Source organism: Methylomonas sp. ZR1, assembly GCF_013141865.1.
Classification (GTDB): Bacteria; Pseudomonadota; Gammaproteobacteria; order Methylococcales; family Methylomonadaceae; genus Methylomonas.
The window spans coordinates 1,936,966-1,961,010 of record NZ_RCST01000001.1 but is presented as its reverse complement, the minus strand read 5'-3'; the positions used below and the strand labels follow the sequence as shown (position 1 = coordinate 1,961,010).

The window sequence follows — 24,045 nt, the reverse complement described above, 5'->3', positions numbered from 1 at the left end:
GTCAGACTTTGTCGGCTAACAAGCGTTGCGCATTGAATGCACGGACAAATGCGGCAAATTCATTGGCGGGCATGGGCTTGTTGTACAAAAAGCCTTGCACTACCTCGCAACCGCTATCCAGCAGGAAGTTGGCTTGATCTTCATTCTCCACGCCCTCCGCGACCACTTCCAGCGACAGCGCGTCGGCCAAAGCCAATATTGCCGCGGTAATCGCCATGTCGTCTTCATTGTGCGGAAGATCGCGGACAAAGCAATGATCGACTTTCAATTCCGAGATAGGCAGTTTTTTCAAATAAGACAAGGATGAATAACCGGTGCCGAAATCGTCGATACTGATTTTGACGCCCAGGGCTTGTAATTCCCGCAAGGTTATTAAAGCGTCGTCGATATGGTCGAGCAAGATGGTTTCGGTCAGTTCCAGCTTAAGGTAGCGAGGTTCCAGGCCGATGCCGGTCAATACGTCGCGGACGTGATTACCAAAGCCGTATTGTCGGAATTGAGTCGCCGATACATTCACCGCCATGATCAGCCCTTGGCTCAGTCCCGATTGTTGCCAATCCAAAGTTTGCCGGCTGGCATTTTCGAGCACCCAATCGCTGATTTGGGCAATCAAGCCGGAATCTTCGGCAATTGGAATAAATTGCGACGGGCCGATCAAACCCAGTTCCGGGTGCTGCCAGCGAATCAAGGCTTCGCAGCCGACGACTTGCTGGCGGCGGATATTAATTTTGGCTTGATAGTAAAGCTGCAATTCATGGCGTTCTATGGCGCGGCGCAGGCTGTTTTCCATCGCCAGCTTATGAAACGCGGCAACATTCAGCGATTTACTGAAAAACTGATAATTGTTATGGCCGTGTTCGCTGGCATGGTTCATCGCAAACTCGCCGTTTTTGATGAAGCTGTCTTCATCCTGACCGTCGCCCGGATAGACGGCGATGCCGATATTGATACCCAGAAACAGTTCGGTGTTCTCCACCGTAAAAGCGTGCTGCATCGCCTGAAAAATCCGCTTAGCCACTTTGACGCTATCGCGCGTGTCCTCGATACGATTCAGCAACACGGTAAATTCGTTACCGCCCAGCCGGGAGACCGTCATGTCCGCCAAATCGTAATCGGCGTTGATGGAAATGTAGTCGCAATCCCGCACTTCGGCCAGCAAGCGCTCGGCGAACAATTTCAACACCTGGTCGCCGATTTTGGGGCCCAGGGTTTCGTTGATGCGTTTGAAACGATCAATACTGATAAATAAAGTGGAAATGACCGTACCGTAGCGTGTGCAATAGGCCATTGCTTGCGCCAGAACTTCCTTGAACAGCGTCCGGTTGGGCAGGCCGGTTAGCGGGTCGTAGTAAGATAAAAGCCTTACCCGTTCTTCTATGTGCCGGCGTTCGGTAATATCTTGCAGCGTACCGTGAATATGGCTTACCTGCCCATCGGCGATCACGGGTTTGCCTTGAATATGAATCACTTGGTTGGCGCCATCGCGACGAGTAATCGATAATTCCAGGCGAAAACTGCGTCGGTTTTTGACGCAAAGATCAAGGGCTTGTTGCAGTTTGCCGACTTCCGATGGCTGCATGGATTTGTATAAGTCGCGGCATTTATGTTCGAACGATGAGCGATTCGTGCCGAGGATATTAAAGACTTCTTCCGACCATTGCATGTTGTCGTCGGCAATAGACCAGTACCAACTGCCCAGTTGCGCGATTTTTTGCGCTTGGCGCAGTGCCGCTTCGCTTCGTGCCAGTTCTTCTAACGTGGCGACCGAGCGCAGCAAGTAACGTAAGCGGTGCGGTAAGGTCGGCCAATTGAGCGGTTTGGAGATAAAGTCGGTCGCGCCCAATTGAAAGGCGCGATTGACCGATTCCAGGTCGTCCATGCCGGTCAGCATCACGACGGGCAGCAGGCTGTTGCCGGGCATGTTTTTGATGGCTTGCAGGCAGTCGAAGCCGTTGAGGTCCGGCAACATGACATCCAGCAATACCAGATTGGGCCGTTCGCTGGCTGCCAATGCCAAGCCTTGCTTGCCGCTAGCCGCGCAAATGACATCAAACGCTTCTCTTTGCAGAATTTCTTGCAACATCAGACGCACCATATCGTCGTCGTCTATCGCTAAAATCAGGCTGCGGGCAGGTAATCGTTCCATCATGAGGGTTTGAGTTGCGAAAGCCGCTGGAGAATTTCTTTATATTCTGTTTGCAGGCTTTCGGCAACCCGGCTATCGAATTGCAAAGTGTTGTGCCGCGCTGCATGTTCAAGCGCACGGGCCAGTTCCGACAGGTTTAGTGCGCCGATGTTGGCCGCGGCCGATTTTAGACTATGCGCGGCATGCCGCACTGTTTCCGTATTGCGTTCCAACAGGCCGGAGCGGAGTGTGGCGATATGTTGCTCGGCATTTGTCCTAAACAAGGCCAAGACGTCGTCGACCAGCGCGCTGCCGCCAATTTCCCGCAAGGTATTCAGCGCGGCCGGGTCTAGGGTGGCGGCAATCGATTTGATCTCGGGAGCGGCTGTATTGAGGGCCGTTGTGGGCAGCGGGGCTGCCAACGCCTGGATTTTGTCTTGCAAGGTTTTTTGTAAAAACGGTTTACTGAGATAATCATCCATACCGGCCTGCAAACAGCGTTCGCGATCACCTTCCATGGCGTTGGCGGTGAGGGCGATAATGGGGATTCGAGGCAAATTGCGGCTGCTTTCCCGATTGCGGATGTATTGGGTTGCCGTGTAACCGTCCATGACCGGCATCATGCAATCCATCAGGATGAGATCGACCGGCTCACGGTCGATAATATCGAGCACTTCCCGGCCGTTATTCGCCAGCGACAGGGTGTAGCCCAACTGGCGCAACATAGCGCTGCAAACTTTCTGGTTGACCGGATTGTCTTCGGCCAACAGGATTCGAATGGCGCCGGCAGCAGAAGCCGGCGCACTGAACGATTGCGGTTTTTGCGACATCAGCCCGAGCAGCGCATCGTGCAGGGTGCGTCTGTGCAGGGGCTTGTGAAGGTACAGATCGCAGGCGCTGCCGCGAATTTTGGCTAATACGTCCTCATCGTTGCTGGACGTAATGATGACGATGCGGATATTGGCAAATCGCCGGTCTATACGAATCCGTTGGGTTAATTCGACGCCGTTCATGCCCAGCATTTTCATGTCCAGCACGGCAATATCGAAGAACAGGCCCAAGTGTGCCGACTGATCGAGAATTTCCAAGGCGTGCGCGCCATTTTTGGCGACGCGGGTAAACATGCCAAAAACAGTCAAATGATTTTCCAGGATTTTTGCATTGGTGGCATTATCTTCCACCAATAAGACTTGCTTGCCTTGCAGATCGTTGCCCGGCAAGCTTGCAGGCAGGGCTTGGCTAGCTTGGCGGAGCGGGATATGCAGGGTAAATACCGAGCCGCTGTTCGCACGGCTTTGCACTTGGATATTGCCGCCCATCAATTCGCTTAGTTCCTTGCTGATGGCCAATCCCAGACCGGTGCCGCCGTATTTGCGGGTGGTGGAGCCGTCGGCTTGACTAAAAGATTTGAATAGCCTGGCTTGAGTGTCCGGGCCGATGCCAATGCCGGTGTCGCTAATACAAAACTCCAGGCACATGCCATCAGCGGATGGGCAGAGATCCGATTCGGCCACATTCACTTGCATTTTCACCGAGCCGGCTTCGGTAAATTTGATGGCGTTGGATAACAAGTTGGTGAGTATTTGCCGTAAGCGATAAGGATCGCCTCTGACGTCGCGTGGCACCCGTTTATCGACGGTGCACACCAGTTCGATGTTTTTGCTGCTGGCGCGTTCGAAGAACAAGGCAGCGAGTTGGTCGGTAAGATTGATCAAATTAAAATCGATTTCTTCCAATTCCAGCTTGCCCGCTTCGATTTTGGAAAAGTCCAGAATATCGTTAATCACGGTCAACAGTGAATCGGCGGAGCTGAACACGGTTTCGGCGTATTGGCGTTGCGTGGTGTCGAGGTCGGTGCCCAACAGCAATTCGGTCATGCCCAGCACCCCGTTCATGGGGGTGCGGATTTCGTGGCTCATGGTTGCCAGGAATTGCGACTTGGCGATATTGGCGGCTTGGGCATCGACGACGGCCTGCCGCAGGTCGGCGGTGCGCAGATCGACTTGTTTTTCCAGGTTGCCGCGCTGATTTTCCAGTTCGGCATCGCGTTGTTGTACCCGCTCTATCATCTGGTTGAAGCTTCTTACCAGTTGGCCGATTTCATCTTCGCCTTCACCTTGGGCGCGCACCATGTAGTTGTTGTCCCTGGATACCTGTTTGGCCAGTGAAGACAAACGGATCAGCGGTGCGGCGATCGATTCCGCCAAGCGCCGGCCGAAAAAAACCGCCAGAATAAACGACACCACCATCACCAAAAAAATTTGGCCCAGACTGATAATCACCATACGCCACATGGGCTTTAAGTCGAGCTGCAAGCGTAAGGTGCCGATCACGTCGCCGTTATCGTCGGGTAAGGGGTTTAAAATGACTTGGCTCAATATCCGCAAACCCTGGTTGCGTTGTTGTTGTTCCGCATCGCTCAAGGTGGCGGGGAAACTGTCCGGTGCAGCCTTGGCCGGGTAATGGGCGAAAATTTCGCCGTCATTTTTGTAGAGTTGCGCGGAGATGACTTCAGATTTGCCGCGTAAGGTGGCTAGAATCTCGGTGCCGGTTTTGGTGTCGCCAAACAGCAGCGCAGCGTTAGCGTTAAAACCGATCATTTTGCCGAGCGAACGCACCTCCATTGACAGTTCGCGCCGCTCTTGCCAGATATGCGTCATGCTGGTAATTAATAAGGTAAACAGCAGAGCCAATGCCAAAGTGATGGCTTGCAAGCGTTGCAGCTTGTAGGTCATCGGCAGATTGGCCAGTTTGTCGCGAATCATGGGTGGCGTCGAGATGTCATCTGCATGTGGGCTTATTTACCGGCCAAAATGTTTTTAGCCAGTTTCAGCAGCTGGGCGCTGATGCGCGTGTTACCGGCGTTGGCGGTTTCCAAGTTAATTTCGAAGCTGAGCCGGTTGCCGTCCTGGATCAAACCTATGGTGCCGCCCTGGTTGATAAACCCGGCTTTGTCGCTGACGCTGACTACCGGCGAGCCTTTTAATTCGCGGGCGTAATCGCCCGGATTATCGGCGGTATCGATAAAGATCAAATGGCAGGATTTTATATCTTTGGCTGATATATTGCGGGCGATATCCAAGGGCTTGCCGTTCACCGTTTTGCCTTCCAACATCAATAAATGGTCGCCGAAATCGGTATGACTGCTCAGGCACAAGGTATAACGATTCGGTGTGGTTGCCGACTCCGGCCATTCGATAAACTTAAAGAAATTGTATAAAAATGCCACTTTTACCGCTGCTTCGCTGGCCGCTTCGGCGTGGCATAGATGGCCGCTAAACAGCAAAGGCAGCAACAGCATTTTGCTGACTAGCGTGATGGCTGCGAATCTTGGTTTTTCCGGGGCGCACAGGCACGACGCATCGCAACTGCGATTTCGGCACAATCTTGCATAGCGATGGCGCAAGATTCGACTCATGTTCGACACCGGTTCTTCGCTGTATGCATAGTGTCGGGCCGCTTAGAAGTCCCAGCGCAAGGTGCCGTATACCTCGCGTTGCACGGCTGTGGCGGTGGAAAACATATCCGAGCCGTATTCGAAATGACTGCTGTTCAGCAAATTCCGGCCCACCAACGCCAGTTCCACGCCCGCGCCCAAGTCCCATCCCAAACGTGCATCCAGGTCTTGATAGGCTCTGGATTGCGCGCCGTTAAGGCCGGTTGCATCCGAATAACGCCAGTTCAGATCCAGCTTGAGTTGCGGGGAGAATTGGTACATAGACCAGAGCATGGCTTTATGGGCCGGGTAGCTATCTCCGGAGATCAGCGTGGTGTTGGCAGGTGCCAGCGGAGACAGGCGGAAGCGTTCTTCTTCGTGGCTATAAGTGGCCCGCAATTTCCAATTTTCAGTCGCTTGCCAATCGACACTGATTTCCCCGCCGTAGACTTGTACATGCCCGTAGTTGTTGTAATCCAGCGTCTGCAACATATAGCCGGCGAAGCGTTGGGTATTGGGGGTCAAGCTGGCGTAATCGTCGTAACTGTAATGATACAAGGCTACATCAGTACTGAGTTGGCGACTGAGTTGGCCGCGCCAGCCCAGTTCGAAGCCGAGCATTTTTTCGGCGGTCAAGTCGGGGTTGCCGGTTAGGTTGCGCAGCACGGGCACGGTATTGCCGCGTATCGTGTATGGCTGGGTCTGCAAGCCGTAGGAAATATTTTGCTCGACCCAATTGGGCGTGCGCACCGAGCGGGATACCGAGCCCCAAAACGAATGTTGGTCGTCGGGCGTCCACAGCAAGCGTGCGTTGGGTTGCACTTCGAATTGCGTGACCGGGTTGTGCTCCAGCTTGCTGCCCAAGGTCAAATGCCAACGATCAGGCACCAAGGTAATATCGTCCTGTCCGAACAGGCTGTAGATACGGTCGGTACGATTGCTGGCGCTCATGGAGATTTGCGCGCTGTCCTCAAAATTATTCAGATTGAAACGCACGCCGCTGCCCCACACCAACATGTGGCTATCGTTCAGCTTGTAGTTATGCTGAAAATCGACATCGATATTGTCGATTTGATATTCCGAATTCAAGTAAGGCGATTTCCGGCTGTGCCTGTCCCAATACATGCGCAGTACGGTATTCGAGTCCGAGCTTTGATGTTGTTCCCAGCGTGCTTGGATGTAATGGCCGGAGAACAATTGGTCCGTCGGTAATTCCCGAGAAAAGGGCGGCGCCAGCACCGGCGTCTGTTGGGATGTTAATGATGGGAAGTGTTGCAGTGCGCCATTGCTCTCGCCGAGGAATGCATCGCCTTGCAAACTGAGTTTGTTGGTAAAGTCGATGGCTTTGTCGTAACGAAAACCGATTTTGCTCATCTCGCCTTCATCGCCGGCCTTAGCGCTGCTGCCTAGGGTTTTTGAGTCGCCGTAGTTAGTGTGGCGGCCGTACACTTTTAGATAGGCGTCGCCGCCCAAATCGGCGCCATAGCGCAGACCGCCGCCGTAGCGTTGGCTGCCGACATGACTGGATAGCAAACCGCCTTGCGTGTCTTTGGCTGATTTAGTGATGATGTTGATGACGCCGTTGACCGCATTGGCGCCCCACAAGCTGGCGCCGGGGCCGCGGATGACCTCAATGCGTTCGATGTCTTCCATCATCACATCTTGTTGATCCCACCATACTCCAGAAAACAGCGGGTTATAGACGCTACGGCCGTCCACTAACACCAACAATTTATTGACAAACTGGCTGCTGAAGCCGCGCATCGATACGGCCCATTTGTTGCCGTCCACTTTAGCCACGTGCATGCCCGGCACCACCCGCAAGGCTTCCGGGATGGTTGTAGCCCCGGTTCGGCGGATTTCTTCGTTGCTCAATACAAACAGGGCGGCGGGAACGTGTTTAATGTCTGTGGGCACCTTCATAACCGAGGTCACATCGAGATTCATCAATTGCTCGACGCTGAGGCCGGTCAAATCCGGTAAATTGTCACGTTCAGGCTCTTGATTGGCGGCGTGTGAGGAGGTTTGTCCCAAACACAAAAGCGCTCCCAGGCCGATAGCCCAAGATTTCCGTCGATGAAACGCCTTTTTCATATGATCGGCCCTTTTTTAAAACGTCAACTGTAGTTTCAAACGAAATTCCCTGCCGTTCATCTGTAACAGGTCGAAGCGGTCGCTGTTGATCAGCATTTCATAATGGCTGTCGAACAGGTTATAAACCCCGAAGGATACATCCAGGCCACGCATCAAGCGATCCGTGCTCAGATTCAGATTGACCAGATTGTAGGCATCGGCTTTGCCGCTCTGAAATGTCTTGCGGTCGCCGATGTAAATATTTTCGATGCCGAGCCGGACAAAATCGTCGAACAAAGGCTCAGCATAGTGTAATTTGAAAATATTTTGCGGCGAACCGTAAGCCCACACTCCTTGTCTGGCTTCGTTGGTAAACAAGCTGTAGGTGTAAGATGCCTTGAACATTCTGCCGCTGTCCCAGCGTTTTTCCGCTTCCCATTCCGCACCGTAGGCGTGGTATTTTCCAACATTGTCCAGCAGCGCCGTATCGGGGTTGGCTTTCAGTAACTCGGTGATGTCGTTGTAAAACAAGGAAACCAGCAGTTTCAGCCCGGCATTGGAATGCCATTCGGCAATCGCTTCGTAGCTTCTGATTTGCTCTTCTCTAAGCTCGGGGCTGACGCCGTAATAGTAGTTGTTGTAATCCAGGTTCCAGGCATGCGGGGCGCGAAATGTCGAGCTGTACAGCAGCTTGAAGGTGGTATTCTCCAAAGGGTTCCATATTAAGCCCAGACGCGGATTGAGTTGCAGGCGCTTGAGCATGTGGGTCTGATCTAGGCGCAGGCCGGCGCTGAAAACCAGATTGTCCAGTAACTGGATGTCGTCTTGAGCGTAGAGTTCGACGCGGTGGCCGCTGAGGTCGCTATCCTGATAAATCTGATAAGGGTCGGTAACATAGCCGAATTGGCGCTGGGTTTGGTCGTATTGATATTCCAAGCCGAAAAGTAGTCTATGTCCGTCGAATACGCTAGTCGTGAGTTGCGCTTCGCCGCCCCACCAGCGGCCGCTGGTTTGGTCGTGATAAACGTAATTACCTGCGTCATTAAACGGGTCCTCGGCCATGTAATCGTAGCCTTGATAAAATCCTTTAGCCATGAACGAGGTTTTCGCACTCAGAGCTTTTTGATATTTCAGATTGGTGAAAAATTGTCTGTCGTAAGTATGCGAGGTGGGATCGTTGAAAACGGCACCGAAAGCCGCGGTCGGCACCCGCTTGTAACGATCAACAAAACCGCCGCTGAGGGTGAATTCTTCGAATTGCATGCGCCCGAACAAGCGGTCCGCGCGTTCGGTATCCATGTTATGCGCGATACCGTTGTTGGTGCTGGGATCATCGAAAGCCGGGAAATATAAATTTTCCATGCCCTGGGTATCGAAATGCGATGCCGACACCAGCACATCGGCGCCGTTGTCGAATTGCTTGCCGTAGCTGACGCGGCCTTTGTAGGTGTCAAAACTACCTACTTCACCGGCTATTTGCGCCCCGTTCAAGGCTTTGCCTTTTTTGGTGACCACGTTAATCAGCCCCAAAAACGCATTGGCGCCGTAAATGGTGGAGCCGGAACCGGGAATAAATTCGATACGTTCCACCAAGTCCATGTCCAGCATGAATTCCTGGCCGATATTGCCGGAGTCGAAGATGTTTTCGTTCATGCGCTGGCCGTCGATCATGAACAGCACTCGGGAATTGTAGTCGCCGGACTGAATAAAGCCGCGCACGCCGACAAAGCTATAGTTGCGATCATTGCTGGTGAACAAACCGCGCATGCTGTTCAGCGCGTCCGCCAGCGTGCGCCAGCCAAAAGTGCGTATGTCGTTTGCCGTTAAAATCGAAACCGAGCTGGGGGCTTGACTGGCTTTTTGACCCAGCCTGGAAGCGCTGATGATTTCCACATTCAGCAATTGCTCAATGGACAGTTCAGTTAAATCTTCGGATGCCTTGCCGGCCGCTTGCGCGGTAGCCAAAGGTATCAACAGCATACCTAGGACGATCAGCGCGCGCATTGAAAGTCTTGTCTAGTGGGGAGCGGGGACATGGATAATGATAAGACTCGGCTTAGTGCGTACAAACTGTCGATTAACGCGATATACAAAAATGATTATTTTACAATAGATTATTGTCGTTCAAGCTAGTTAGATTTTAATTCTGGTGTTTGTAGGTAGGGATTGGTTGGAGATGCTGGAAAAGGCCGACGTATCGTTTTGAGATAGTCTGATTGGTTTTGTTTGGGTGAACGCCATCGTTCTCCCGGGGCCGCATGGCACGACAACCCGATTAGCTGAGGTCAGATCACCCTTTCGGCGCGTGTAATTTCGATGTTGGTAGCCATGTCACTGTTGACGAGGATGCCGGTGAGGTCGTTACTGACGCTTTTCGGAAAACAGGTGTTTCCTCCTACTTACGTTAAGGCCTTGCAAGGCAAGGCCTGGAATTCCTTGGCTTGATAGCAATATTGCTATCAAGCCGGACAACCTTCCATTTTGTATATGAAGTAACCTTGGCGATTGATCGTGTCAATCACATTAGCCGGTGCTTGTTGAGTATGGCAAAACCGACATTCTTTGCTGGAGACTACCGCATCGCTTTCCCCGATTGAAGATAGCCATTGTTTGGCATACTGAATGGCTTGCTCACTGTCTTTGCTGGCGGTAAATACATCAAAGTGCATGACGTGGTTGTCGTGTGCTTTTACATAGGTATCGTAAACGTGGATTTCCATCAAAAACTCCCGGATGAATAAAGTAAAAATTGCTCGATGCCATTAACGAAATGGTCAGATAAAAAACGTCCAATGCGGTTTTTCGGTTCGGCGTTGGTCAGGCATTCCCTGAAAGTTTGGTGTTCGGAATTCTTTGACAACGTCATGAGAAAGATGCCGAGATGACGGATTTACATCCGTCATCGGCAGAGATCCGCAAAAACGTTCCCCTTGGGGTGAAAACACTTCAACGGATTCGCTAAAATTCTATAACAATATCGAATCGATATAAAAGGTTTTTCAATATCCCGATTTCAGGCATGCATTCATACCATCGCGAATGCGGTAACTGTCCATGCTCGCTGATGATATGCCTCAATATCGCCAATAATTGCGGAACTGGATGACCTATACATGCGGCTCGTATGGTCGTCGAATGACTAGCGGTTTTACTTGAACTGAAACTGTAACCTTATTGCGCGCAGCCTGCTAATGGCAAAGGCAGCGCGACTTGAAACCGACTAATTGACGTTAAGCAGCTGTTCGACAGCTAACGATGTTGGGTTTTTAAAACAGTCCCCAATCCCTGTCCGCCCAAATTAATTCATTCCGGCTCGTCATAAATCTCCGATATTTTACGGGGCGGAGCGTCATAGTGCGCCGCGCTTCGATACCGGCCGTTTAGTAATCGGTTGCGCCGATTAGCAGCTAACGCGAGGAAATTGGCTTTGACGACCTGGAACGACAGTTTAGGATGTGGCGTTTGCGGGTATCGTCGCTGGGGACGTGTTCAATTTTGTTAAATTGCATAAGCCCATATCGTCGGCCAAGCGATTGCAGCCGCTGATCAGCGCCTTGATTGATGCGCTGACGATGTTGGCGTCCATGCCGACGCCATAAGTCGTAGTCCCGTTCGCTGTTGCCAGTTCGACAAAGGCGCAGGCTTGGGCATCGCCGCCGCTGCCGACCGAGCGTTCCTCGTAACTGCGTACCGACACTGCGCCGCCGAGCGAATTTAAGGCCTGGACCGCGGCAGCTATCGGGCCGTTACCGACGCCGGTTAATGTGTGCGGTTCGCCGTCCGATTCGATTTGCAGTTGTATGCCTTGGCCTTGCGCGTGCTCGAACAATTGATGGCCCCGGTAACGCAAAGGCTTTGCTGCATCCAGATAGCTCCGGGCAAATAAATTCCACAACGCTTCCGCGCCGATTTCGCCGCCGTGGCGGTCGGCGTGCTGTTGGACCTCCCGCGAAAATTCGATCTGCAAACGGCGCGGCAGCACCACGCCGTAATGGCTTTCCAGCAAATGGGCGATGCCGCCCTTGCCGGATTGGCTGTTGATGCGGATCACCGCGTCGTAACCGCGGCCGACGTCGGCCGGATCGAACGGCAGATACGGCACGTTCCAGGTGCTACCGGGCTGCAGGGCGGCAAAGCCTTTCTTGATGGCGTCCTGGTGCGAGCCGGAAAATGCGGTGAACACCAACTCGCCGGCATAGGGTTGGCGCGGCGGCACGCTCAAGCCGGTGCAAGCCTCGAAATCGCCCACCACCTTGTCGATGTCTGAAAAATCCAGGCCCGGCGCCACGCCCTGGGTGTACAGATTCAAGGCCAGTGTCACCAAATCCACGTTGCCGGTGCGTTCGCCATTGCCGAACAAACAACCCTCGACGCGCTCGGCGCCGGCCATCAACGCCAGTTCGGCGGCGGCTACCGCGGTGCCGCGGTCGTTGTGCGGATGCACGCTGAGGATGACGCTGTCGCGGCGGGCGATATGGCGGTGCATCCATTCGATCTGGTCGGCGTAGACGTTCGGCGTCGCCGTTTCCACCGACGACGGTAAATTCAGAATGATCTTGTTGTCCGGCGTCGCGCCCCAGGCGGCGCTGACCGCATCGCAAAACTCGACGGCGAAATACGGCTCGGTGGCGGTGAAGGTTTCCAGGCTGTATTGCAAGCGCCACTGGGTTTGCGGCCGGTCGGCGGTCAATTGCTTGACCAATCGCACCGCATCGACGGCCATGGCCAATACCTCGGCCCGGCTCATGCCCAACACCAGTTCACGAAACGCTTGGGAGGTGGCGTTGACGATATGGACGATGACCGAGCGCGCGCCCTGCAAGGCTTCTACGGTCCGGCGCAATAACGGTTCGCGGGCGTGGCTGAGCACTTCGATGGTGACGTCGTCGGGGATCAACGCTTCGTTTATCAAGCGGCGCACGAAATCAAAATCGGTATGCGAGGCCGACGGAAACGCCACTTCGATTTCCTTGAAACCGATGCCGCACAAGGTCCGGAACAGGCGCAGCTTGCGTTCGGCGTTCATTGGCTCGAACAAGGCTTGGTTGCCGTCGCGCAAGTCGGTGCTCATCCAGATCGGCGCTTGGCTGATCGTGCGGTTGGGCCATTGGCGGTCAGCCAATGCCGGTGGCGGGAAAGGGCGGTATTTGTGGGAAGGGTCGGTCAACATGGCTTTTAACTCCTCAAAACGGTAGCCGATAGGATAAGCTAAATCTTCCGCCACTCGATTGCGTTTATGCGATGTAAAAGGCTGAATATTGATAGAATATTGCTGTGTATATCGATAATGTTTTATTTTATTGTTTTGTTAAATGAATAGCGGGCATTTTATGGAACTGGATAGATACGACAAGCAAATCTTGAACATCCTGCAAACCGATGGCCGCATCAGCAATCAGGAACTGGCCGACCGCATCGGCCTGTCGCCGTCGCCGTGCTTGCGGCGGGTACGGGCCTTGGAGGAGGGTGGCCTGATCGTCGGCTACCGGGCGCTGCTGGATGCCAAAGCCTTGGGTTTGACGCTGATGGCCTTGATTCACATCTCGATGGACCAACACACGCCGGAACGTTTCAGCACCTTCGAAGCAGCGGTCGCCGGCATTCCGGAAGTCCTGGAATGCCTGCTGATCACCGGCCAAACCGCCGACTACCAGCTCAAGGTAGTGGTCAAAGACTTGGACGCCTACCAGGAGTTACTGCTGAAGCGCATCACCGGCATTGCCGGTGTCAGCGGGGTACATACCAGCTTTGTGTTGCGGCGGGTGGTGGATAAGACGGGGTTTTCGGTTGAGGAAGGGCTTTGACTATTCAGAACGGGTAGGCCGCTTCGTATAAACTGCGCCTAAACACGGCGACTGACAGCGGACCAGCCGTCTACACTTCGATAACTTTCGAGCAATTTTCCTACCGTTAGGCTTTCGCATGGTACAAACCTCAATCAGCGGCAACAAAAAGTATTCGCCCTGGCCGTTACGCCCGCGGGTGGCAGGGGCGCAAGTAGCAGCCGAAATTATGAATCCGGCCGTATTTAATATGGGTACACCGTTCGGGCTGAGCCTGTCGAAGCCCTATTTGGCGCGTCCTTCGACAACTCCAGGGCGAATGGTAATAGCCAGGCGTTTTAAGAATGAAAGCTAAGGTCTGGGCCGCGTTGTTGGCCGTTTATCTGGTGTGGGGATCAACTTATTTGATGATCCGCTTTGTCGTCGAAACATTGCCGCCATTTTTGTCGGCCGGATTGCGTTTTTTGGTTTCCGGCTTCATTTTGCTGGCCTGGCGGCGTCTGGCCGGCGATGCCGCACCGACTTTTCGGCAGTGGCGTTCGGCTGCTGTTGTCGGTATTTTGTTATTGCTCGGCGGCAACGGCTTGGTTTGTTGGGCAGAACAAACCGTCCCATCCGGCGTCGCCGCGCTGATCATCGGCGCGGTGCCGATGTTTCTGGTAATGGCCGACGCACTCCGGCCTAACGGCAACAGACCAACGCTGCGTGTACTGGTTGGCTTGGTCATCGGCTTCATGGGGATTTACTTGCTGGTCGGTCCTACGGCGTTTTCAGACGGTATCCCGGTAAATCTGCCCGGTGTGGCGGCGCTATTGCTCGCCAGTTTGCTTTGGGCCTTAGGTTCAATCTACAGCAAAACTGCGGATTTGCCGAAGACGGCATTGATGACAACCGGCGCGGAAATGCTGACCGGCGGCTTTGCCTTGTTGCTGGTCAGTGCGCTAAGCGAACAATGGGGTGTTTTCAACCTGGCTCAGGTATCGGTTAACTCCTGGCTGGCCTTGGCGTATCTGATAGTGTTTGGCTCGATGATCGGTTTCGCCTCCTACGCCTGGTTGCTGCAAAACGCGCCGATTCCGCTGGTAGCGACCTACGCCTACGTCAATCCGCTGGTGGCAGTGTTTTTAGGCAACTGGTTCGCGCAAGAACCGCTCACGCCGCGCGTCCTGAGTGGGGCGGCGATCATCATCGGGGCTATCGTATTCATGAACAGCGCGCGCGGCTCACGTACAAAGCGTGCAGCGGGGCGAGGAGCGAGCAAATGACGGATCTCACTTTTTAAGTCCTGGAGCGGAAGCAAACGCCGAAATGCATCGAGGCTGTTTTCCGATAAACCAATAGTATTCCGGGCATGCTTGGGTTTTGCTTTATAACGGTTTGGATTTGGCTAAGCTTGCAAGTAATCCAAGCAGGTCGATGATTTTTAGAAATGGCCCCGCCCCTTTATGGCATGCGAAAATCAACGTCATTATCAAGCTGGGCCAAGCGGTCTATTATTGCTTGCCATTACTTTTCCCTGACATTCCACATCTCGCTTTGCCATGAAAATACTGGCTTTATCCGGCAGCTTACGAGCTGTGTCCATCAATTCCGCCGTGCTGCGCACTGTGAGGCATTTGGCGCCGGCCTCTGTCGAAGTCTATTTGTTTTCCGGGCTTGGCGACTTGCCTTTATACAATCCGGATTTGGAAAACGCGCCGCCGGCCGCCGCACTGCAATTGCGCGACGAAGTGGCCTCGGCGGATGCCTTGCTAATCGCCAGCCCGGAATATGCGCATGGCGTTACCGGCACCATCAAAAATACGCTGGATTGGTTGGTGGCCTTCGACGGCTTTGCCGACAAGCCGGTGGCGGTATTGAATGCCACGCCGCGCGCCCATCATGCCGATGCCGCGCTCAAAGAAACCTTGCTTACTATGTCAGCCACGCTGATAGAAGCTGCCTCGATCACCTTGCCGCTGCCGAGCGCGAATATCGGCGAAGCGGAGCTGTTGGCCGTGCCGGAAATCGTTTCATTACTGACCGGCGTGTTAACCAAAATCCAACGCGCGGTAAAGCGCTTGCCGGACATGAAGCCTTACCTCAGCAGCAGTCTTTATATCGATAGCCAACATCCGGCCATCGTCGCCCAAGCCGCCAAGTTGGCGGAGGGCTGCGCCGATGAGGAAGAAATCGCCAAACGCTGTTTCGAATTCGTGCGCGACGAAATTAAGCATAGTTGGGACTACCGGCTGAACCCAGTGACCTGTAAAGCATCCGAGGTGTTAATCCACGGCACCGGCTACTGCTACGCCAAAAGCCATTTATTGGCGGCACTGTTGCGCGCCAACGGCATTCCCGCCGGTCTGTGTTACCAGCGCTTGACGCTAGACGGCGACCAGCCTCCTTATTGTCTGCATGGTTTGAATGCGGTTTACCTGCCGCAACACGGTTGGTACCGTATTGATGCGCGCGGCAATAAGCCCGGTGTGGAGGCGGACTTTTGCCCGCCGCTGGAGAAATTGGCGTTTTCGATTGTGAATCCCTTGGAACAAGACTTGCCCGGCATCCATGCGGAACCCATACCGGCCGTCGTCAAAGCCTTAACCGAATACCAAACCGTCGAGCAGGTTTATCACAACTTGCCGGACCTTGCCGTTACTGAACCATGACGACAAACTCGCCGTTGATCATTCGTCCCGCTGTAGCGACCGATGCCGAGTGCGTCAGCCAACTGATTGGCAGCGTTGCCAACCGTTGTACGATTTCCCCAACTGGCGACGGTGCCGAGTTGTTTTATTCGAGTATCAGCCCGCAAGCGATTGGCAGCTACATCGCTGACGCTAATTTCCTTTATCTCGTCGGTTTGCTAAACGGTAAGCTGGCCGGCGTCGTTGCCGTCCGCAACGCCCGGCATCTGTTTCATCTGTTTGTGGCGCCTGCCTGTCAATACCAAGGCATCGGCACGGCGTTGGCCTTGCGAGCCATCGAGTTATCATTGGCGGCAAGCCAGTCGGAAATCTTCACAGTGAATGCCTCGCTACCCTCAGTGCCGTTTTATGCTCGGCTGGGATTTCAGCCGCTGGGGCCTAAGATAGAGGACAAAGGCGTGGCATTTGTGCCCATGCAATTGCCAAGCTCAGCGCTAAACGCCGCATCGTGGCGATGATAGCCATTTCTCTACCGGATGGCCCGTCCTGCCGCGGACTGCTGGAATATTTCATGATTTGCCGGCGGTTTTGTCCTTGGCTTTCTCCGCCTGTTTTTGTTGGGCTTCCACCACGCCCACGGTTTCGCCTTCCACTAACAGATCCGAGGGGCTGGCGACCAAGGTATCGCTGGCCGAGATGCCTTCCAATATTTCCAGCTCGCGGCCAAAATCGCGGCCCAATTTTACCGGACGAAACGCCACACGATGTTCCGCATCGACCACTACCACATGCGAGCCGGCTTGATCGATCACCAATACATTAGCCGGCACCACCAAGGGGCTGGATTTGCCGGCAACGTTGATGGAGATTTCCACGTAGGAACCGGGCAGTAACTTACCGTCCTTGTTGGGCAGAGTAATGTCCACCTGCCGGGAACGATTGACCGGGTCCAGAGCGCCGGCGACATGATCCACATGGGCGCTCACCGGCTTGCCTTGGGAATCCAGGACTCTTACCGAGACTTCCTGACCGGCCTTGATGTCGTCCGCGTAGACTTGCGGCACCCAAACCGTCAAGCGCAACGGGTCCGTTTGCGTCAAGGCAAATAACTCCTGACTGCCTGCGACGATCAAGCTGCCGACATCCACCCCCCGACGGGTAATCACGCCGGAAAACGGGGCAACGATGCGCCGGTAGCCTTCGATATTTTCCAGGCGCTTGACATTGGCTTGCGCGGCGGAGAAATCGGCTTCGGCTTGCAGGAACGCGCTGCGTTTTTCGTCAAATTCCTGTTGGGTGCCGCTGTCGGTGCCGTTCAATTGCGTCCAGCGTTGCAGGGTGGTGCGGGTCAGTTCCAATCGGGCTTTAACTTGAGCCAGCGCGGCGCGCGATTGTGCTAATTCCTGTTCCAGTTCGGGCACGTCGATGACCGCCAACAAGTCACCTTTCTTAACCTGATCGCCTATGGTCTTGTGCCAGACGCTTAAGTAGCCGTTGCTGCGCGCATAGAGTTGGGTTTCGGTGTTGCCACGCAAACTGGCAGGCAATACCAATTTGCGGGTCGCCTCGCCCGGCCTTGAATGAGCGGCGATGACGCTGCGCTGCTGACTCGCCGCTGTTTGCGCCTGCAAGGTTTCCGCTTGCTGCAGGTTTTGCGCCAGGCGCCAGGTGCCGGCCAGCAGGAGCAATAACAATAGCCCCAAACCCAGCCGTTTTACTACCAGCAGGGTGCGGTGCGTATGGTCGGTGGATGGTCGCGCAAAGGGTGATGAAGGGATGCTATTCATATGATTTTAGGGAGTTACAAAGGTTGTGCGATGCGAAAGTCGGTGCGCCAGCCAGCGATGAGTGCCGGCAAACACCAGCGGCACGAACAGTAAAGTAGACACGGTGGCAAAGGCCAGGCCGCCTATCACCGCGCGGCCCAGCGGTGCGTTTTGTTCGGCGCCTTCGCCCCAGCCGACGGCCATCGGCAACATGCCGACGATCATCGCAAAGGCGGTCATCAGCACCGGTCTGAGCCGGGTAGCCGCTGCTTCCAACGCTGCCGTCACCGGCGGTACACCTTCTGCCAGACGGGTGCGGGCAAACGACACCAATAAAATGCTATTGGCGGTGACCACGCCCATGGCCATGATGCTGCCGGTCAAGGCCGGGATACTCAAAGTGGTGCCGGTCAAAAACAAGGTCCAGGCGATGCCGGCCAGCGCGGCGGGCAGGGCGCTGACGATAATCAGCGGGTCCAGCCAGGATTGGAAATTGACTACCAGCAACAGATACAGCATCACAATTGCTACGGCCAAGCCGGCGCCCAAACCGGTAAACGAACTTTTCAGAGTTTCGATCTGGCCGCGCACGCTCAAATCGACGCCGCGCGGCAAATGGCTGCGGCTGTCGGCTACCAGCGTCTCGATTTTCCGGCTTACGGAACCCAGATCGCAGCCTTCAACGCTGGCGTAAATATCGAACACATTATTGGCGTTGTAATGCGTTACCGCGACCGGTAATACGGTGCGTTTCAATTTGACCAGATTGCCCAGTAATTGCGGTTGGCCGTTACCGCCGCCCACCGGCGTGCGCATCAAGGCGTCCAGATTGTCCAAGTCCAGCGGATTACCCATCACGCCGATATTAACCGAGTTACCGTTGGCCGGATTTAGCCAGAACGACGGCGCGGTCTGCATGCTGCCGCTCAGGGTCAGCAACAGGTTTTGCGCCAGATCGCGGGCCGACAAACCCAGTTGCTGTAATTGCTGGCGATTCATTTCCAAGTCCAATGCCGGCCGGTTCATTCGCTGGTAAATATGTGCATCGACGATGCCGGGAATTTGCCGCAAGCGATTTTGCAAGGCGATGACCTGCGGCATCACCTCGTCCGGCTTGCCGCCGATGAACTGGATGTCGATAGGCGCCGGTACACCGAAGTTCAGGGTCTGGCTAACCTGGTCGGCAGGTTGGAAGAAAAATTCCAGGCCGGGAAATTGTCCGGGCAGTTCTGCGCGCAGGCGCTTGATATAGTCGGCGCTGGGCGCGTGGTCGCCCGGACGCAGTGAAATCATGATCTCGGTGTCGGCGGTTTCCACGGTGCCGGAATTGCCGAACAAGGTGTTACGGGTGCTGTAGGGGCCGCCGATGATGTCGAGCAGATCGGCGATTTCTTCGGCGGGAATGATGCCGCGAATGACTTTTTCCACCGCATCGATGTGTTGCGGCATCTCCTCAATGCGGGTGCCGGAAGGCGCACGGACATGCAGGCGAATCTGCCCGGCGTCCACCGCCGGAAACAAATCTTCTCCCAATAGCGGCACTAAACCCAGCGATGCCAGGCAAAAGCCTAAAATCGCCGAGCTGTAACGCAAACGGTGTTTCAGCAAGTGGCTGGCCAGGATCAGATAGTGGCCGCGAAACTGTTCGAAGCCGCGCTCGAAGGCGTGATGCAGACGTTGAAAGCCCCGTGCTAGCGCGTTGGTCGGCGGTGCATCGGTATGGCCGTGATGGCCGGACATGACATACATCGCCAGCGTCGGCACCAAGGTCCGCGATAACACATAAGAGGCCAACATCGCGAACACCACCGCTTCCGCCATCGGCACAAACAGGCTACGGGCCACGCCGGACAGGAAAAACATCGGTACGAACACGATGCAGATGCAAAGCGTGGAGACCAGCGCCGGCATCGCGATTTCCGCGGCTCCGTCCAGGATGGCTTGATGGGGGTTCTTGCCCAGCAGCATTTGCCGCTCGATGTTTTCGATTTCCACGGTGGCGTCGTCCACCAAAATCCCCACCGCCAAGGCCAGGCCACCCATCGTCATTAGATTGATGGTTTCGCCGACAAGATACAAGGCAATTAGCGAGCACATGATAGACAACGGTATCGATACCGCGATGATGCAGGTGGTGCGCCAGTTGCCCAGAAACAGCAAGATCATTGCGGCGGTTAAGCCGGCGGCGATCAATGCTTCGTGCAGCACGTTGCCGATGGCGGCTTTCACGAACAGCGATTGGTCGAACATTAGCCGCATGTTGATGCCTTCCGGCATTAGGTCGAGCATTTTCGGAATGGTTTGCCGGACGTGTTCAACCACTTCCAGCGTCGAGGTGCGACCGACCTTGAAGATCGAAGTCAATATGCCACGCTCGCCGTTTTGCCGGGCAATGGTCGTAACCGGTGCGGCGCCGTCGCGCACCGTTGCCACGTCGCGGACCAGCGTTGTTACGCCGTTCACGGTGCGGACCGGCAGGTCGGCGAGCCGGGGTATCGCCGCCACCGCGCCATTCAGGCTGACGTCGTATTCGTTGGTGCCGATTTTTACGGTGCCGGTGGGCAGGATCAGGTTTTGCGCGGCCAGGGTATCGTTTAAATCGGCGGGCGACAGGCCGCGCGCCAACAGGGCCGCGGCGTCGACATCCAGCGTAATCTGCCGGCTTTTCGCGCCGAACGGATTCGTCATCGCTACGCCGGGTTTGGATTGCAATGCGGTTCTGGCGATATTATTCACCAGATCGTTGACATCGGTTTCCGGGACGACGCTACTGGAAATGCCCAACTGCACCAACGGCAGATCGGCCGCCGAATATTGAATGACTTGCGGCGGTGCCACATTGGTCGGCAGCGAGCGGTAAACCGAGTTGCTGCTGGACATCACCTGGGCGATGGCGGTGCGGATGTCCGTGCCGGGGTGGAAAAATACTTTAACCACCGCCGCCCCGCCGTAAGACAAAGATTCACTGTGTTCAATGCCGTCGATCAAGGCCATGGAGCGCTCGACCGTGGTGGTTAAGCGGTCGGCTATTTCCTTGGCGGTCATCCCGTTGTATTGCCAGAGCATCGCTACCACCGGAATATCGATGGTTGGGAAAATATCGGTGGGCATTTTCCGCAACACATAGGGTGTAGACAATAGAATCAACAGCGCCGCCACAATAAAGGTATAGGGGCGGCGTAAAGCAATATTAACGATCCACATGGATTTCTCGGGAGATCCGATTGGTTAGCGAGGTCTGGCCGGTTTTAAAACTAGCGTTTATCCGGCAAAGGCAATTTAGTGCTTGTCCTAAGCAAGTGCTGTTCCAAACAATCTCCACCGGTTTTTCCAAGCATAGTGTCCTGCATGGGCTTGAGCTTACGTGAGAATCAGCAGCATAATTTTTGCCGGGCAAATGTTCCAAGCTGTTGGTGTGCAAACAGGCGGCGATCAATAGCTGTTGCTATGGCAGCAGGGCGCGGGTCTAAGCGCGTTCGCCTGAGAACAGCAAGCCGGCGTATCAGGCTTTGGTGCGGTCAGCTTTGCCTATCAAATCACCGGATAATTCTTCCTGATAGAGTTGGGTAATCGCCTTGGCCTCTTCAGCTTCTTCACTTTCCTTTACCGCTGTACGAAATCCCTTGATCGCATCGCCCAAGTCGGCGCCGACATTCTTCAAGCGCTTGGTGCCGAACACCAAGACCACAATCGCTAAAACTACTAATAGGTGGGGAATGCTCAAGCCCATGTTTTGCTCCAAAGTTGAAAGTTGCGGATATTAGATTAAGTCGCTTAATGAGTTTGACTTAGCCTTCTCACGGCGGTCTTCAGCAAGATAAGGGCCAATCTGCCGAGTGAGCACTGGAATAAGCCTAAGTGCCGCTGTGTTCCTGGCATATCAACAACACTGGTTTTAGTTACCGAGTATGGAGGCAGGCGGGTCAACGGCAACTATCCCAAAAAATGCTGATCTACCAGCATTGAATCAGCAAATGCTGCTGGTATACGAACAGGCTGCAACATAGTGGGCATGTTTAAGCAGCGATTTTGGCTGACCGGGCTTGTTGAAAAAGCCCAAGTTCATTGGATTAGCGCGAAAAAACGCAATGTCCGGCCAGTAAAATGCAGGCCTATGAAAATATGTTGAAATATCAACACTAAATCAGCAGATTATGTTGCTGTGGCAACATTTGGGTTTCGCAAAAACCTGTAATCCTTTATGATGTGCTGAAAACACGAAGTGGCATGAACCATGCTTAGAGCCTGGTATCTCGCTGTTATTTTCCGAGCATTTTGTCTCCATAACATCCACTTCTGCTGACCGGATCGCCGGAAGCCAGTGTGTCCCCAAAGGACTGCTGGCTTTTTTTTGGTCTGTGCTCGGCGCTGGTGCCGATGTGTAGGCTGACTTTCGGCACGGTAAGGCTGATTTTTGTTTGGCGTTGGCGTATCGGCAGTTGATTTGCGATGCCGCTGACGAATCACTATTTTTGACATCTTAGGAAAAGAGTTTTCATGGAACAATTTTTGAGTGGCGGCATCGTTGCTCGCAGTAAAGGGGAAACCGTATGACATTATTGGCATTTGACGAATTGCAATTACGACAGCTGTCGCACACGGTGCGAGCCACAGCGATGGTGTTCGAGGATCCGGTTTCACGAAAACTGTTGGAGCACATCGAGCGGATCGCGCCTAGCGATGCGACAGTGCTGATCATCGGTGAGACCGGCACCGGCAAGGAATTGGTCGCCAGACATGTGCATGCACTGAGCAAGCGCGCCAAAGGACCGTTCGGGGCTCTGAATTGCGCGGCACTCAGTGAAAACCTGATCGAAAGCGAATTGTTCGGCCACGAAAAAGGCGCTTTCACCGGCGCTTTAAATACCAAAGAAGGTTGGTTCGAAACCGCCAATAAAGGCAGTTTGTTTTTGGACGAAGTCGGCGATTTACCGCTGGGCTTGCAAGCGAAATTATTGCGGGTATTGCAGGAAAGGGAAGTGGTCAAGGTGGGTTCGCGCACGCCGTCGCCGGTGGATGTTCGAGTCATCGCCGCTACCAATGTTAATTTGGAAGAAGCGGTGGCGGCGTCGCATTTTCGCGCCGATCTGTATTACCGTTTTAATGTGGCGGCGATTCATTTGGCACCGTTGCGGGAACGTCCGGGCGACATTTTGCCTTTGGCCAGGCACTTTCTGAAAGTCTACGGCGACCGCCTGGGCTACGGCGAAATCAAATTATCGCCATCCACCGAGTTGGCCTTGTTAAATTACGATTGGCCCGGCAACATTCGTGAGTTGGAAAATGCCGTGCATAGAGCATTGTTGGTCTGCCCCGGCAATCGCTTGCGTCCGGAGGACTTTAAGTTATCCGGTGTGCGAGCTTCGCAGACCGGACCGACAGTTTCCACTTCGTCGCTGGAGAGTTCGCTACTACGTTTGTGCGAACAAGCGCCGCCTAAGTTATTCGATATTATCGAAGAAACCGTGATTCGTACGGCGTTCGAGTTTTGCGAAGAAAACCAGGTGCAAACCGCGCGCTTGCTGGATATAAGCCGCAATGTCCTACGGCACAAACTAGGCTTGTATGGCATGTTGGCCAATGGTCAGAGAAAATTGGCCGTCGCCTACGAAGAAAGCGAAGAGTAATCTTAGACAGCTCGCCGATGGCGAGCTGCCTGCTATTTTGCAGGGGCCGGGGTAGACGTAGCCGGGCCTATGCCGACAATCTGCAGAATCGTGTCTTCGTCTTTGGCACCGTCATAATGGATTTCGTTGCCGTAGTGGGTGACGAAGCTGCCCGCCGGCACCGCTTGCAAATGCGTCGGATCATAATCCGTGCCGGTGCCTACCCACCATGTTCCTGAAATCACGGTTATGAAACGGTCGTTCGGGTGTGAATGCGGCTTGCTATTGTGATGAGCCTTCCACTTGTTCAGTACGACATACAGGCCTGGCTTGCTGGGATCGCCTACCAATACCGCGCTCTCCGAGCCGCTGGGGTTTGCCACCCAATTAATCTGCTCGGGCAGTTTGATGTTGATGGCTTTGGGGTCGAGTTCCAAAGCTGCCGCCGAGCTATACGCGCAGCATAGCGCGACCGTCAAGATCGGTAGCGATAACGTTGGTCGAATAGGTTTACCTAACATCTTAGTCTCCAAATTATAGGGTGTTCGTGCCATGGGTTTCGGGGTATCCGGTTGTGGAGTGTCCGTTCCGTTAAACTTAATGGTAGTAACCCGTCTACCAAACAT

At 54.3% G+C, this 24,045-nt stretch carries 16 protein-coding genes; 5 read left to right on the top strand and 11 right to left on the bottom strand.

The window, feature by feature from the left end:
- Position 1: 1 nt before the first annotated feature.
- The 7 genes from DDY07_RS08885 to leuA all read right to left on the bottom strand — a co-directional run bounded on the left by DDY07_RS08885 (position 2) and on the right by leuA (position 12,804).
- The gene (locus tag DDY07_RS08885; RefSeq protein ID WP_253734445.1) at positions 2-2,149 is read right to left on the bottom strand and encodes an EAL domain-containing protein; all 2,148 of its coding nucleotides are present in this window, start codon (positions 2,147-2,149) and stop codon (positions 2-4) included.
- Positions 2,146-4,890, bottom strand: coding sequence for a response regulator (locus DDY07_RS08880; protein WP_171695637.1), 2,745 nt, complete (start codon positions 4,888-4,890; stop codon positions 2,146-2,148). Before DDY07_RS08880 ends, DDY07_RS08885 begins: the two co-directional genes overlap by 4 nt.
- Positions 4,891-4,922: 32 nt before the next feature.
- Complete coding sequence (locus DDY07_RS08875; RefSeq protein WP_253734444.1) at positions 4,923-5,543, bottom strand: YfiR family protein; 621 nt, start codon at positions 5,541-5,543, stop codon at positions 4,923-4,925.
- Positions 5,544-5,585: 42 nt separating this feature from the next.
- Positions 5,586-7,655: a TonB-dependent siderophore receptor gene (locus DDY07_RS08870; protein ID WP_171695636.1), complete on the bottom strand. Its 2,070-nt coding sequence runs from the start codon at positions 7,653-7,655 to the stop codon at positions 5,586-5,588.
- Between the two features lie 15 nt (positions 7,656-7,670).
- Complete coding sequence (locus DDY07_RS08865) at positions 7,671-9,638, bottom strand: TonB-dependent siderophore receptor (RefSeq protein WP_171695635.1); 1,968 nt, start codon at positions 9,636-9,638, stop codon at positions 7,671-7,673.
- A 455-nt stretch (positions 9,639-10,093) separates the two neighbouring features.
- Positions 10,094-10,354, bottom strand: a complete 261-nt coding sequence (locus tag DDY07_RS08860) for a DUF2024 family protein (protein ID WP_033156411.1) — start codon at positions 10,352-10,354, stop codon at positions 10,094-10,096.
- Positions 10,355-11,082: 728 nt separating this feature from the next.
- On the bottom strand, positions 11,083-12,804 hold the full coding sequence (leuA, locus tag DDY07_RS08855; protein ID WP_216614857.1) for a 2-isopropylmalate synthase: 1,722 nt from the start codon (positions 12,802-12,804) through the stop codon (positions 11,083-11,085).
- Between the two features lie 160 nt (positions 12,805-12,964).
- Between leuA and DDY07_RS08850 the strand changes: the two genes are divergently transcribed.
- From DDY07_RS08850 to DDY07_RS08835, 4 genes are all read left to right on the top strand, one after another.
- Complete coding sequence (locus DDY07_RS08850; protein ID WP_171697750.1) at positions 12,965-13,438, top strand: Lrp/AsnC family transcriptional regulator; 474 nt, start codon at positions 12,965-12,967, stop codon at positions 13,436-13,438.
- Positions 13,439-13,761: 323 nt separating this feature from the next.
- A complete protein-coding gene (locus DDY07_RS08845) occupies positions 13,762-14,682 on the top strand; it encodes an EamA family transporter (RefSeq protein ID WP_171695634.1) in 921 nt (306 codons plus the stop codon).
- 276 nt (positions 14,683-14,958) lie between these two features.
- Positions 14,959-16,068, top strand: a complete 1,110-nt coding sequence (locus DDY07_RS08840) for an NAD(P)H-dependent oxidoreductase (protein WP_171695633.1) — start codon at positions 14,959-14,961, stop codon at positions 16,066-16,068.
- Entirely contained in the window at positions 16,065-16,565 is a 501-nt protein-coding gene (locus DDY07_RS08835) for a GNAT family N-acetyltransferase (RefSeq protein ID WP_171695632.1), read from the top strand. The genes DDY07_RS08840 and DDY07_RS08835 overlap by 4 nt, the downstream gene beginning before the upstream one ends.
- 51 nt (positions 16,566-16,616) lie before the next feature.
- On the opposite strand, the gene DDY07_RS08830 is transcribed toward DDY07_RS08835, so the two are convergent.
- From DDY07_RS08830 to tatA, 3 genes are all read right to left on the bottom strand, one after another.
- Positions 16,617-17,834 (bottom strand): efflux RND transporter periplasmic adaptor subunit, encoded by a 1,218-nt coding sequence (locus DDY07_RS08830; protein WP_033156408.1) that lies wholly within the window; start codon positions 17,832-17,834, stop codon positions 16,617-16,619.
- A gap of 6 nt (positions 17,835-17,840) precedes the next feature.
- Positions 17,841-21,017, bottom strand: a complete 3,177-nt coding sequence (locus DDY07_RS08825) for an efflux RND transporter permease subunit (protein WP_171695631.1) — start codon at positions 21,015-21,017, stop codon at positions 17,841-17,843.
- 298 nt (positions 21,018-21,315) lie between these two features.
- The gene (gene tatA, locus DDY07_RS08820; RefSeq protein ID WP_033156406.1) at positions 21,316-21,543 is read right to left on the bottom strand and encodes a twin-arginine translocase TatA/TatE family subunit; all 228 of its coding nucleotides are present in this window, start codon (positions 21,541-21,543) and stop codon (positions 21,316-21,318) included.
- 820 nt (positions 21,544-22,363) lie between these two features.
- On the opposite strand from tatA, the gene DDY07_RS08815 reads away from it, so the two are divergent.
- Entirely contained in the window at positions 22,364-23,440 is a 1,077-nt protein-coding gene (locus DDY07_RS08815) for a sigma-54-dependent Fis family transcriptional regulator (RefSeq protein ID WP_171695630.1), read from the top strand.
- A 32-nt stretch (positions 23,441-23,472) separates the two neighbouring features.
- On the opposite strand, the gene DDY07_RS08810 is transcribed toward DDY07_RS08815, so the two are convergent.
- Positions 23,473-23,940: a cupin domain-containing protein gene (locus tag DDY07_RS08810; protein ID WP_171695629.1), complete on the bottom strand. Its 468-nt coding sequence runs from the start codon at positions 23,938-23,940 to the stop codon at positions 23,473-23,475.
- Between the last annotated feature and the right edge of the window lie 105 nt (positions 23,941-24,045).

What these genes read in the sequence shown, in the direction of transcription:
- DDY07_RS08840 (WP_171695633.1), top strand. Translation starts at nt 14,959, where the DNA reads ATGAAAATACTGGCTTTATCCGGCAGCTTACGAGCTGTGTCCATCAAT.
- DDY07_RS08850 (WP_171697750.1), top strand. Translation starts at nt 12,965, where the DNA reads ATGGAACTGGATAGATACGACAAGCAAATCTTGAACATCCTGCAAACC.
- DDY07_RS08835 (WP_171695632.1), top strand. Translation starts at nt 16,065, where the DNA reads ATGACGACAAACTCGCCGTTGATCATTCGTCCCGCTGTAGCGACCGAT.
- DDY07_RS08815 (WP_171695630.1), top strand. Translation starts at nt 22,364, where the DNA reads ATGACATTATTGGCATTTGACGAATTGCAATTACGACAGCTGTCGCAC.
- DDY07_RS08860 (WP_033156411.1), bottom strand. Translation starts at nt 10,354, where the DNA reads ATGGAAATCCACGTTTACGATACCTATGTAAAAGCACACGACAACCAC.
- DDY07_RS08810 (WP_171695629.1), bottom strand. Translation starts at nt 23,940, where the DNA reads ATGTTAGGTAAACCTATTCGACCAACGTTATCGCTACCGATCTTGACG.
- DDY07_RS08825 (WP_171695631.1), bottom strand. Translation starts at nt 21,017, where the DNA reads ATGTGGATCGTTAATATTGCTTTACGCCGCCCCTATACCTTTATTGTG.
- leuA (WP_216614857.1), bottom strand. Translation starts at nt 12,804, where the DNA reads ATGTTGACCGACCCTTCCCACAAATACCGCCCTTTCCCGCCACCGGCA.
- DDY07_RS08845 (WP_171695634.1), top strand. Translation starts at nt 13,762, where the DNA reads ATGAAAGCTAAGGTCTGGGCCGCGTTGTTGGCCGTTTATCTGGTGTGG.
- DDY07_RS08885 (WP_253734445.1), bottom strand. Translation starts at nt 2,149, where the DNA reads ATGATGGAACGATTACCTGCCCGCAGCCTGATTTTAGCGATAGACGAC.
- DDY07_RS08865 (WP_171695635.1), bottom strand. Translation starts at nt 9,638, where the DNA reads ATGCGCGCGCTGATCGTCCTAGGTATGCTGTTGATACCTTTGGCTACC.
- DDY07_RS08830 (WP_033156408.1), bottom strand. Translation starts at nt 17,834, where the DNA reads ATGAATAGCATCCCTTCATCACCCTTTGCGCGACCATCCACCGACCAT.
- DDY07_RS08875 (WP_253734444.1), bottom strand. Translation starts at nt 5,543, where the DNA reads ATGAGTCGAATCTTGCGCCATCGCTATGCAAGATTGTGCCGAAATCGC.
- tatA (WP_033156406.1), bottom strand. Translation starts at nt 21,543, where the DNA reads ATGGGCTTGAGCATTCCCCACCTATTAGTAGTTTTAGCGATTGTGGTC.
- DDY07_RS08880 (WP_171695637.1), bottom strand. Translation starts at nt 4,890, where the DNA reads ATGATTCGCGACAAACTGGCCAATCTGCCGATGACCTACAAGCTGCAA.
- DDY07_RS08870 (WP_171695636.1), bottom strand. Translation starts at nt 7,655, where the DNA reads ATGAAAAAGGCGTTTCATCGACGGAAATCTTGGGCTATCGGCCTGGGA.